The organism is Butyrivibrio sp. WCD2001 (assembly GCF_000424485.1).
Taxonomy (GTDB): Bacteria; Bacillota; Clostridia; order Lachnospirales; family Lachnospiraceae; genus Butyrivibrio.
Window position 1 is genome coordinate 354,836 of sequence record NZ_KE384200.1, and the last position, 12,517, is coordinate 367,352.

Annotated in this window: 6 protein-coding genes and 1 riboswitch; of the genes, 4 read left to right on the top strand and 2 right to left on the bottom strand. The window is 43.9% G+C overall.

All coding sequences use genetic code 11. The annotated features are described in order from the left end of the window. Positions 1–86 precede the first annotated feature (86 nt). The gene (locus G630_RS0119500; protein ID WP_044959931.1) at positions 87–3,677 is read left to right on the top strand and encodes a PD-(D/E)XK nuclease family protein; all 3,591 of its coding nucleotides are present in this window, start codon (positions 87–89) and stop codon (positions 3,675–3,677) included. 1 nt (position 3,678) lies between these two features. Beyond that, positions 3,679–7,359 carry a helicase-exonuclease AddAB subunit AddA gene (gene addA, locus G630_RS0119505; RefSeq protein ID WP_026499534.1) on the top strand — a complete coding sequence of 1,227 codons (3,681 nt, stop codon included), beginning with the start codon at positions 3,679–3,681 and terminating at the stop codon, positions 7,357–7,359. A gap of 14 nt (positions 7,360–7,373) precedes the next feature. Here addA and thiT read toward each other — a convergent pair whose 3' ends face one another. Further along, positions 7,374–8,066 carry an energy-coupled thiamine transporter ThiT gene (gene thiT / locus G630_RS0119510; protein WP_026499535.1) on the bottom strand — a complete coding sequence of 231 codons (693 nt, stop codon included), beginning with the start codon at positions 8,064–8,066 and terminating at the stop codon, positions 7,374–7,376. A gap of 63 nt (positions 8,067–8,129) precedes the next feature. Continuing rightward, positions 8,130–8,232, bottom strand: a riboswitch (TPP riboswitch). Between the two features lie 98 nt (positions 8,233–8,330). Continuing rightward, positions 8,331–9,341 (bottom strand): aspartate--ammonia ligase, encoded by a 1,011-nt coding sequence (gene asnA, locus G630_RS0119515; protein ID WP_022762494.1) that lies wholly within the window; start codon positions 9,339–9,341, stop codon positions 8,331–8,333. Between the two features lie 271 nt (positions 9,342–9,612). On the opposite strand from asnA, the gene G630_RS0119520 reads away from it, so the two are divergent. Then, positions 9,613–9,843 (top strand): HPr family phosphocarrier protein, encoded by a 231-nt coding sequence (locus tag G630_RS0119520; protein ID WP_026499536.1) that lies wholly within the window; start codon positions 9,613–9,615, stop codon positions 9,841–9,843. A gap of 78 nt (positions 9,844–9,921) precedes the next feature. Then, positions 9,922–12,330 carry an ATP-dependent DNA helicase gene (locus G630_RS23045; protein WP_044959933.1) on the top strand — a complete coding sequence of 803 codons (2,409 nt, stop codon included), beginning with the start codon at positions 9,922–9,924 and terminating at the stop codon, positions 12,328–12,330. The last annotated feature ends 187 nt before the right edge of the window (positions 12,331–12,517 follow it).

Genomic DNA, 12,517 nt, shown 5'->3' on the forward strand with positions numbered 1-12,517 from the left:
AGACCCATATATTGGACATGTATGGGTCTCTTTTTGTGGTAAAATTTAGACTGTATAAACACCCAATTAGTGAAGGAGTTATTGACATGCTGCGTTTTATTTTTGGCGCCTCGGGAGCGGGGAAAAGCTATCACCTGAGGAAAGAAATAATAGATAGAAGTATTGCTGAGCCTGACAGGAATTTTCTTATCGTGGTTCCTGATCAGTTCACCATGCAGACGCAGATGGATATTGTAAAACAGCACCCTGATCATGGCATCATGAACATTGATGTTGTCAGCTTTTCCAGACTCTCCCATCGTATTTTCGAGGAGGTCGGAGAGAGCCATGAGAAGGTGCTTGATGATATGGGAAAAAGCCTTGTACTTCGTCACGTTGCGGAGGAGATAAAAAGTGATCTCCCCATAATAGGCGGAAGTATGCACAAGATGGGCTATATAGATGAAGTGAAGTCCACTGTTTCCGAGTTTATGCAGTATGGCATCGAACCGGAGATGCTGGATGATATTATGGATGTTTGCGGGAACAAAGGCGCTCTCAAGGCCAAGCTTTCGGACTTAAGGCTTCTTTATTCCGAATTTAAAAAATACATCAAGGGAAATTATATCGCCCAGGAGGAGCTTCTTGATGTCCTCTGCAGGGCGCTTCCATCATCGAAGCTTATCGCCGACAGTGAGATTGCCTTTGATGGTTTCACCGGCTTTACACCGATTCAGTACAGGGTTATTGCCGAGATACTGCGATTATCATCAGAGGTTATCTTTTCCTTTACTCTCGGACAGGAGGACAATCCCTATAACTATGACAGGAATGAGGAACAGGAGCTGTTTTTGCTTACGAAGAAGACAGTTCATGACCTTTTGCGCCTTGAATATGAAAATGAAAAAAGCTCGGATCCTTCTACTGTGCCTGATTTTGAGAGATGGGCAGCCTATAGGAACGAAAACTCACGCGATGTCTTTTTGAAAAACACTGAGAAGGGAAGGCATGCATCAAATCCGGAGCTCACATTTTTGGAGAAGCATCTTTTCAGATACGGAAATGCTAAGTATGGAGTTTCGGAGAATGGAGATTCGCAGGAAGGTGAAACTGCAAAGTGCACAAGTATTGGTATTCTCGAGGCGGACACGGTAAGCCGCGAGGTTCAGATGGTTTTATCGAGGATCAGGAAGCTCATTAGGGAAAACGGAGAGCTGCACTATCGCGATTTTGCCATAGTGTGCGGAAGCCTTGAAAGGTATGGCGAGGTGATCAGCAATGAAGCCGGAAAGTATGAGGTTCCGATTTATCTGGATCAGACCGGTAATATCAAACTGAATCCCCTTATTGAAGCTATAAGAAGTGCGCTTCTTACAGTAACTTCCAGGTATAGCTATGAGTCTGTGTTCCATTTTCTGCGCAGCGGATTGTCACCTCTTACGGCAAATGAGACGGACAGGCTTGAGAACTATGTTCGTGCTCTGGGTATCCGCGGAATAAAGGGATGGGAGACTGACTTTGAACGTATACCCGGACAAATAATGAGAAAACTCAAAATGTCCAATAAAAAGGACAGTGAAAATAATATAATCGAGGAGCAGAAAAAAGCATACCTGAGTGATTTGAATTCCCTGAGACAAAAAACAGTGGAGGCACTGGCTCCCTTGTTTGGCGCTGAGGGGAAGAAGGTGCTTGATTATTCCCACGCTCTCTATGAGTTCCTGACAGGCCTTGGTGCCCAGGGGAAAATGGCGGAGTTTGAGAATAGCTTTCGCGGGCAGGGCGATGAGATAAGGGCTAAAGAATATTCCGTTATTTATCGCAAGGTAATAGCACTCCTTGATCAGGTGACTGCGCTTATGGGCGATGAGAAGATCACCTGGAAGGAATATGCGGAGATTCTCGATGTGGGCTTTTCGGACATCGAGATCGGTACCATTCCGCAGAGCGTAGACAGAATTGTTGTCGGAGATATCGAGAGGACGAGACTTAAGGAAGTTAAGACCTTGTTCTTTCTTGGAGTTAATGATGACCTGATTCCGAAGGCGGCGGGAACGGGAGGCATTATCTCGGATATCGAGAGGCAGTTCCTTGCTGATTCTCTGACAGGTATTGAGCTTGCGCCTACTCCCAGGCAGCAGATGTATATACAGCGGCTATATCTGTACATGAACCTGACGAAGCCTTCTGAGAGACTCTATTTGTCATTTGCACATCTTGATCCGGATGGTAAGAGTATCAGACCGGCGTACCTTATAGGCAAGATAACGGCGCTTTTCCCCAGAGTGGTTACCGAGCGCTTTGATGACAGAGCAGAGGGTGACATTATTCAGACGGCCGGAAATGGCCTTGATTACATCGCAGAGCATATTCAGGACTACTCGCGAGGATATATGAATGAGGAAGAGGAGAATGCCTTCTGCGGGCTGTTTAACGCTCTTTCGGGTCATAGGGAGAGACTCCTTAAAATGGTGGAGGCTGCGGGCGTCAGATACGATCATAAGCCCCTTTCCGATACTGTGGCATCGATGCTGTATGGGAATTTCCTTGTCAACTCTGTCAGCAGACTTGAGAAGTATGCTCAGTGCGCCTATGCACATTTCCTTCAGTATGGTCTGAGGCTTGATGAGCGTGAGGAGTTCACCTTTGATCAGGCAGATCTCGGTACCGTTTTCCATGGCGCCCTGGAGAAGTTTTCGAAAAAGCTGGAGGAGGAAAATCTTTCCTGGGACAGTTTTTCCAAGGAGGACGGAGAGCGGATAATGGAGGAAGCTCTCACCGAATTTACCGATGGATATAACGGCAATATCCTTGAGAGCACGAAGAGAAATGAATATCTGATGCAGAGGATAAAACGCATCCTTTTCAGAAGTGTTGATACGCTCCAGTATCAGCTTAAGAAGGGTTCTTTTGTTCCAAGGAGCATGGAGACTTCCTTCGATGAAGCGGGTGAGATCGATGCAATCAATATCGCCCTGACAGAGGATGAGCGCGGCAGGATTTTGCAGCGCATGAAACTAACGGGAAGCATCGACAGAATAGATACCTATGAGGATGCTGACCATGTCTATATCAAGGTAATAGATTTTAAATCGGGTAATAAGAAGTTTGATCTGTGTGCATTATATTATGGATTGCAGCTTCAGCTTGTCATGTATATGAATGTGGCAAGAGGAATGGCAGAGGCTAAGAATCGTGGGAAGGAAGCGGTTCCGGCAGCTATTTTGTATTATCATCTGACAGATCCCGTTCTCGACGGGGAGAAGGTGAATCCGGATGCCACAGGCGAAGAGGTCAACGCAATGATTAGGGAGGAGCTTCGTACAAGGGGACTTGTGCAGGCTGACAGGGAGATTATTGATCTTCTGGATCATGAGGCCGGGCAGAAGTCTGATGTAATTCCTGTGAAGTTCAATAAGGACGGGAGTTTCGCAAAGAACGGCTCGGATGTCATGAGTGCCGATGACTTTGAGCAGGTTTCCAGGTATGTAAGTCACCTTATAAAGAAGAGTGGCAGAAATATTTTAAAGGGGGATATAGAGGTTAACCCCTATTCTCAGGGAGACAATACTGCGTGCAAGTACTGCAGGTTCAAATCTGTCTGCGGATTTGAGCAGGGCATTCCGGGATATTCCTGTAGGGAACTCCCAAAGATGAAAGACGATGAAGTGATGCAGCGTATTGCATCGGAGGTTTGATATGGGATTTACACCTGAACAACAAGCTGTAATAGATGCGAGAAATTCGAATGTACTGGTTTCCGCAGCGGCGGGCTCCGGTAAGACTACTGTGCTTGTAGAACGCATTATACAGCGTATAACGGGCGATAACCCGATAGATATAGATAAACTACTGGTGGTAACTTTCACCAAGGCTGCTGCGGCTTCTATGAAGGAAAAAATACTGGCGGCAATACAGAAAAAGCTCGCCGAGGATCCGGATAATGCTCACCTTCAGAGACAGGAGACGCTGGTTCACGGAGCGCAGATTACCACTATTGACTCATTTTGCCAGTACATAATCAGGAATAACTTCAATGATATCGATCTCGATCCCTCCTACAGGGTTGGAGACGAGGGAGAGATGAAACTCCTGAAGGCGGATGTTCTTGAGGAACTTCTGGAGGAGAAATATGAAGAGGCGGATCCCGACTTCCTTGAATGTATGGAATATTTTGCAACAGGAAGTAGGGACGACAAGGTTGAAGAGTTTATTTTAAAACTCTATGACTACGCAATGAGTATGCCCTTTCCGGAGGAGTGGCTTACTGAGAGGGCAGATGACTACAGCCTTAGCGAGGAAGATTTCGACAGTGCACCTTTTGTGAAAAAGGCATTGGCCGATTTTGCAGCCTCTATGGAGGAGTGCATAGAGTATTACAGGATAGCCCTTAAACTTGCTATGGATCCTGACGGGCCGTACTTTTTTGGAGATCTTTTGGAGAATGAGCTTGACCAGGCATCTGCAATCAGACAGAGCGGAGATAAATCTTTCGATGAAGTCAGAGCCATGGTTTTGAATATGAATTTTGCAAGGCTTTCTACCAAGAAGGATGATTCTGTTAATGCTGATAAGAGAGAACTTGCAAAGAACTATAGGGATAAGGCAAAAAAACTTATAGGGAAGCTTCAAGAGAAATATTTTGCCGAGGATAAAAAGACTATTTGCGCTCATATGGCTTTTGCTGCAAAGCCCGTGAAAACGCTGGCTCTTCTTGCACTTGACTTCAAAAAGAAATTCGATGAGAAGAAGAGAGAGAAGGGGATAATAGATTTTGGAGATATGGAGCATCTTGCTCTTGAAATAATCCTTAAAGGCGGAGCAGCCCAGTACAGGGATTATTTTGAAGAGGTTATGATAGATGAGTACCAGGACTCGAATAATGTTCAGGAGTTGCTTTTATCTGCAGTCTCAGGTGAATCAGAAAAAATATATAACAGATTCATGGTGGGCGATGTAAAGCAGAGTATCTATAAGTTTAGACTTGCAAGACCTGAGATTTTCATGGAGAAAATGGCGAAGTATTCATGGGAAGAGGGACAGCCGGAGAGGAAGATCTCTCTTCACAATAACTTCCGAAGTAGGAGTGAGGTCTTAGACAGCGTAAACTATATCTTCGAGCAGATAATGGATGAGGATTTAGGACGCGTAAGATACAACGAAGATGCCAGACTTGTGGTGGGCGGAACATTTCCGCAGCCGGAAGGGGAGAATCCCTTTGCCACAGAGCTTTTACTCGGAGATGTAACAGACCTTTCCTCTGATGAAGGGAGAGAGCTTGAGGCCTCCATGATAGCGACGCGAATAGAGGAGCTGCTTGAGAGCGGAGTTGTAACTGAGGGCGAAGACAGTTTCAGAAAGGTCAGATACGGAGATATAGTAATACTTCTAAGGACTACCAAGGGCTGGGATGACATATTCAGGAAAACTCTGGAAAGCAGGGGAATCCCTGCCTATGTTGAATCGAGAACGGGATATTTCTCAGCGACAGAAGTGGTGACGGTTCTGAATTTCCTTAGAATTCTGGATAATCCGAGACAGGATATTCCTCTTGCAAGTGTGATGCGCTCTGATATAGGCGGCTTTACCGATGAGGATCTTGCGCTTATTAAGGCAGCCGACAGGGATACAGAGAAGACCGGCTTCGAGGGTGACAGCTTTTACGATATTCTGCTTAGATGCAAAAATCTCGAACAGCTTCAGCCCTTGGAGAATAAGATAAGCGCGTTTATAAATCTCATAGAAGACTACAGGCAGAGGGCCGAATATCTCCCCGTAAGTGAGCTTATAGGCACGATTTTAAGCGACACTCATTTTGCAGAATACTGCGCATCACTTCCGGGAGGCACGAAGCGCCTTGCAAATCTGAATATGCTTAAGGAGAAGGCTGTAGACTACGAGAAGACCAGCTTTAGCGGAGTTTTCCATTTTGTAAGGTATATAGAGCAGCTTGAGAAATACGAAGTGGATTACGGCGAAGCCAATATTCTTGATGAAAATGCCGATGTTGTACGCATAATGAGTATCCACAAGAGTAAGGGACTTGAGTTCCCCGTTGTTTTCCTCTCGGGAATGGCAAAATCCTTTAACTTCATGGATACTAAAGACTCCGTTGTGCTTGACATGGACTATGGAATTGGAGCACCTGCCATTGATCTCGAGAGGCGTATTCAATATAAGACGCTGAGAAAGAATATCATGGGCGAGAATATGAAGATGGATATTCTCGGTGAGGAGATGCGTATTCTTTATGTTGCCATGACAAGAGCCAAGGATAAGCTTATTATGACCGGTCAGATAGAGATAGGCGATGAAGAAAAGGCATCTGAAGGAAGCCTTAGAGGAAGGCTAGGAAGGAATATGCTTCTGAGAAACAGAGAGGCACTTTCCGGAGAGATGCCCTACATTCTTCCGTATTATCTAAGGAGTTCTGCCGGAAGCTATCTTGATCTGGTTTTGATGGCACTTGCCCGTCATCCTGACTATGCGAAGCTTTGCGAGAGTGTTGGAGTGTCCTGTGATCCGTTAAACAGAAGCGATGAGGTCCCCTTTGGTTTCAGGGTTATGACTAAGGATGAACTGACAGCAGAAGAGATAAACAGAGATGTTACAGCCAAGGTGCGCCTGGATAATCTTCTTATGCCTGCCGGTCCGGAGAAACTGCGCTATGCAGATCTTTTCGGTGAGAGATTTGGCGACAGCTACGCATTTGACTCTTTCGAAGGCCTTTATGTAAAGACTACGGTTACAGAGCTTAAAAAAGCTATGCTGGAGCAAAAGGATGAGCCTACTCACTTTATATTTGACGAAGAAGAGATAGTTCCTTCCTTCATCGCCGAAAAGGAGAAACAGGCTAAAGGTGCTGCAAGGGGTACAATCTACCACAGAGTTATGGAGCTTTTGTATGATGAGGGAGATATGACTCCTGATGATAGAGCAGGTGACCTTGTAAACTGGATGAAGAAGATGGAAGCTCTCGGCAGAATGCCCGAAGGAGCTTCTGACAGCGTGGATGAGAAGGATATACTTGCCTTTTATAAGAGCGACATCGGAGAGCGTATGAAGAAGGCTCACGATTTGGGAAGGCTTCACAGAGAGTCACCCTTTATGATGGGAATAAGTGCGAATAAGGTTAATTCCAAATTCCCCGACTCCGAGCAGGTTCTTATTCAGGGGATTATTGACGTCTGGTTTGAAGAGGACGATGGACTCGTTCTCCTGGATTATAAGACTGATAGAGTAAAGGACGGAAGCGAACTCTCAGAGAGATACAAAATTCAGTTGGAATACTATGAGGATGCGCTTGAGAGGATCACACATAAAAAGGTGAAGGAGAGAATAATCTACTCCTTCACCCTGGGCGAAACTATAAATTTGTAATTATGTAGTTCTCATCATGATGCAAGATGAAGCTGTTCTCTTACGTCTTCTTCATTTGCAAGATACTTGATTCTTGTGAATGCATTTCTGACTGCAGGAACACAGAGAATAGCAAATGTGAGCACTGCTTCAGCTCCGAGGTAGGAACCGTTATATACTAGTGAGTATCTGAAAGCGCTCATACCCTCAGGTGCATACTGGCCAAAGAAGATCACTCCTGAGAGTACTGCAAAGAACAGACGACCTAAAACACCTGCGATATAACCTAAGCTCATGCCATGCTTGAAACGTGAGAATAATCCGGAAACTCCAAGCGCACCAAACGCAAGGATATAATCACATATGAGCTGAGGAATACTGATGATATAGGGTCCGATGATGAGCTGAAGTAGTCCGTATGCGAGTGCAGAAGTAAGACCTGCTCTTACACCGTACAGATATCCTACGAATGTAATGAAGAACATCGAGAACAGTGTAACGGCTCCACCCATGGGCATCTCCCATATCTTGATCATTGATGTGATCATTGCCAGGGTAACGCACATAGCCGCAAATACCAGCTGCTTTACAGAAAAATGATTTTTATGATCTTTTCCTGTGAAAAAGCATGTAGCTATAAGCGCAAAAATAAATAACATAACCAGAAGGCCGTAGCCTGCTGAGGTGGGCTGGTAAGTATCGTCTACAAGCTTAAAAAATAGGGACATATAAAAACCTCCTCCGTTTATTATTCTGCACGGGGGAGGCTTCATTTTCATCATATTTACCGCATCGCGATATATATGCTTCCTTACGCCGGTATTACCCGGTTCAAGTAATAAGGGTCGATGTTGGGCTCAACACCATCTCAGCAAAGCTCCCCTAGCAAAATATTTATAATTTATATGTAGTTTTCGATTTAATTTAATGCTATTTCATAATCTTTGTCAACAGAATTATTGGGTGTTTTCAATGAAAATCAAATAGCGATATTATAACAGCGGTATACCGTTTTCTCTTGCATAGTCGGTGTAATCCTCAGCCCAAAGTGAGCACTGTACTTCACCGATGTGTGCCTTTCTTAAGAAGAAGAGGCAAAGTCTTGACTGACCGATACCACCACCGATGGTATAGGGAAGCTTTTTCTCCAAAATAGCCTTCTGGAAAGGAAGCTCTGCACGCTCTGTGCAGCCGGCCTTCTCGAGCTGCTCCTTAAGAGAATCCTCATCTACACGGATACCCATTGATGAGAGCTCAAGTGCAATATCAAGCACGGGATAGTAAACAAGAATATCGCCGTTCAATGCCCAGTCATCGTAGTCCGGAGCTCTTCCGTCATGCTTCTCGCCGGATGCAAGAAGATCACCGATCTGCATGATGAAAACAGCACCCTTTTCCTTTGTGATGAGATATTCACGCTCCTTGGCATCTTTTCCCGGATACATATCTTCAAGCTCCTGTGAGGTGATGAAGAAAATATCATGAGGAAGGATCTCTTCTATATAGTCATACTGAATTGACATATACTTCTCAGTCTTGCGAAGAACCTTATATATTGTACGAACAGTGTCCTTAAGGAAGTCAAAATTGCGGTCTGCCTTGCTGATGATTTTCTCCCAGTCCCACTGATCTACGAATACCGAATGGATATTGTCGGGAATCTCATCTCTTCTGATTGCGTTCATGTCGGTATAGAGACCTTCGCCGACTTTGAAGCCGTATTTTTTAAGTGCGTAGCGCTTCCACTTAGCAAGTGAGTGAACTATCTCAGCTTCACGCTCATTCTCCTCGCGGATATCAAAGGCTACGGGACGCTCAACGCCGTTCAAATTATCATTAAGTCCTGACTCGGGCGCAACAAACAGGGGCGCGGTAACACGGAGAAGATTCAAATTCTCAGAAAGAGTATTCTGAAAAAAGTCCTTAACTGTTTTGATACCGACCTGCGTGTCGTGGAGGTTTAATGCAGACTTGTAATCCTGGGGAATAATAAGATTTTCCATAACAATGCTCCTCTCGATAAAATATATTTAAAATTAAAGCGCTTTTTTTCGCTTCATGCAAGCAAAATATTTGCATTTTATGCGGTTTTTTAATAATTCACACCAAAAGAGCCATGAAATGGTAGTAAATTTTGAATTAACAACCTCAAAAAGAAGCATAATATCAGCAACTTAATCGTTTTAAGAAAGTCTTAAGAAATTCCTAAGAAAATCTACAATATTTTTTCGTTTTTTTGATTTATAATTTCTCATTGTAAGGAGATTAAAGACTATGGAAATTAAGAAAATAATCAAATTAACACCGAATCAGGTAAAGGATTTTGTTAGCGCTGCAACTAAGTGCGATTTCGATGTAGACGTTTCGTACAACCATTTTACAGTAGATGCTAAGTCTATACTTGGTGTCTTTGGCCTTAACTTTGACTGCCCGCTTACAGTTCGCTATCGTGGGTTCAACAAGGAATTCGAAAACTATCTTAGTGAGCACGCTGTAGCTTGCTAATTATATATCATTGCGCATAAAGTTTTATCTGAAACGATGGGCTCCCCATGATATACTGTCATGGGGAGTTTTCATATTATGAAGGAAATTAAAATCTCAGTTCGAGCCCTGGTCGAGTTTCTATTCCGATCAGGCAATCTGGACAACAGAATACATCATGCACCTGACACTGCGATGCAGGAGGGCGGAAGAATACACCGCATGATCCAAAAGCGCATGGGGTCGGATTATCAGGCGGAAGTCCCGCTTAGTTACACGCACACGGATACTAACTACATATTGACCATAGATGGCAGAGCCGACGGAGTAATGGAGAGGAAGGATAAGCCTCTTCTCGTCGATGAAATTAAAGGCACCTACAGGGATTTGAAGAAAATAAAGGAGCCTGACTACGTTCATCTGGCTCAGGCCAGATGCTATGCTGCAATCCTGACAATGCAAAATGAGCTTGAAAAGGTAAGCGTCAGGATCACCTATTGCAATATAGAATCAGAGGAAATAAAGCTTTTTGAGGAAGATCATACTGCTGCGGAGATTATAGAGTGGTTTGAAAATACGCTTTCTTTGTATCACAGATGGGCAGAGTACCTTGCAACCTGGGATGAGGTGAGAAAGAAATCCATACAGGGGGCGCAGTTTCCTTTTCCTTACAGAGAGGGACAAAAGGATCTTGCAGCAAGCGTGTATAGAACCATCTACCATGGCAGAAAGCTTTTTCTCGAGGCACCTACAGGCACAGGCAAGACCATTAGTACTGTTTTCCCTGCTGTTAAGGCTATCGGTGAGGATAAAGCGGACAGGATTTTCTATCTGACAGCGAAGACCATAACCAGAACAGTGGCTGAGGAGACCTTCGAGATACTAAGAAGGGAGCAGGGACTTAAATTCAAGACAGTGACACTCACTGCGAAGGATAAGATATGCTTTATTGAAAAGAGCGACTGCAATCCCGCGGCCTGCCCCTACGCAGAAGGTCATTTTGACAGGATTAACGACTGCATTTACGAGGTTTTGACCAAGGCGGACAGCTTCGACAGGCAGACTATAGAGCATTATGCAAAAAAGCACAGTGTATGTCCTTTTGAGCTCTCACTTGATCTCAGTCTTTTTGCGGATGCTATTATTTGTGATTACAACTATGTATTTGATCCTTTTATATATTTGAAGAGATTTTTTGCGGCCGGTAATAAGGGAGAGAATATATTCCTGATAGATGAGGCCCACAATCTGCTGGACAGAGGAAGGGATATGTACAGCAAGGAGATTAACCTTGAAGTATTAAGGGCCTTTGAGAGCCTGATAAAAGCTGTGCATCCGAGGATTGCTAATATCGTGGCTTCTATATGCACGGAGATGGAGAAATATCGTGATGAGTGCGAGACAGCCATTGTGCTTGATGATATCTCACCTTTGATAAAGAAGATCAACCTGATCATCAATGTTATATCCTCATGGCTGGAGGACCACGCAGAGGGGATGTACAGGGATGAAATTCTTGAGTTTTACTTTGACATATCCGGATTTGCGACAATATATGAACTAATTAATGAAAAATATGTGATTTTTGCGGAAAATGATGAAGAAAACGGCTTCAGAATTAAACTTTTGTGTGCCGATCCTTCAGATAACCTCTCTCTATGCATGGAGAGGGCTAAATCTACAATATTGTTTTCTGCAACCCTTCTTCCGATTCAGTACTATAAGAAGCTTCTTGGAGGAACATCTGAAGATTATGAAATCTATGCGCACTCTGTCTTTGATCCTTCGAGGTGCGGAAGGCTGATTGCCTCCGATGTCACCAGCAAATACACTAGAAGAAGCGAGAATGAATACAGGAAAATAGCGGCGTATATTGATGCCATTGTAAGCGCCAAAAGCGGTAATTACATGATATTCTTTCCATCCAGGGTATTCATGGATGAAGTAGGATATATTTTTGAGCAGGAATATTATGATGAGAATACCCAGGAAATCCTTGTTCAGCAGGAGATTATGAGTGAGGAGGAGCGAGAGGAATTTCTATCCCGTTTTTCGCCGGCTAACGATATTGACCTTGAAAGTATTATCAACATGGAGATTGAGGTGGAGCCTTCCAAAAGCATTCTCGGCTTTTGTATGATGGGTGGAATCTTCGGAGAGGGAATAGATCTGAAGGATGACAGCCTCATAGGCGTTATCATAGTAGGCACAGGAATCCCCCTGGTTTGTAACGAAAGAGAGATAATAAAGGAGTTCTTTGAGCTTAGTGATGAGGATGGTTTTGACTATGCCTACAGATATCCCGGGATGAATAAAGTACTTCAGGCAGCAGGAAGAGTAATACGCACGGAAACTGATGCCGGGATAGTAGCTCTTCTTGATGAGAGATTTTTGCAACGGTCATATTATGAGATGTTTCCAAGGGAGTGGAAGGGGATAATCAGAACATCGACCAGTAGAGTCAAAAATGATGTGAAGGCGCTCTGGAAGCGGATAGAAGCCAAATAAAAAATGGAAACTATCATATAAATCGAGGTGTTTTTCAAGCGCATAAAGGGTATGGTTAACATAATGATGGAAAGTAAATATATTATGTTAACCAAACAATAGTCTGAATAGTTTGAATTATTTGAAAAATAATGCCCTTATTAATACAATATGACCCTCGTATACCAGAAAAATGACACTCGTGTAT

Excerpts from the sequence above, each read along its gene's own strand:
- addA (WP_026499534.1), top strand. The coding sequence starts at position 3,679 with ATGGGATTTACACCTGAACAACAAGCTGTAATAGATGCGAGAAATTCG.
- G630_RS23045 (WP_044959933.1), top strand. The coding sequence starts at position 9,922 with ATGAAGGAAATTAAAATCTCAGTTCGAGCCCTGGTCGAGTTTCTATTC.
- thiT (WP_026499535.1), bottom strand. The coding sequence starts at position 8,066 with ATGTCCCTATTTTTTAAGCTTGTAGACGATACTTACCAGCCCACCTCA.
- asnA (WP_022762494.1), bottom strand. The coding sequence starts at position 9,341 with ATGGAAAATCTTATTATTCCCCAGGATTACAAGTCTGCATTAAACCTC.
- G630_RS0119500 (WP_044959931.1), top strand. The coding sequence starts at position 87 with ATGCTGCGTTTTATTTTTGGCGCCTCGGGAGCGGGGAAAAGCTATCAC.
- G630_RS0119520 (WP_026499536.1), top strand. The coding sequence starts at position 9,613 with ATGGAAATTAAGAAAATAATCAAATTAACACCGAATCAGGTAAAGGAT.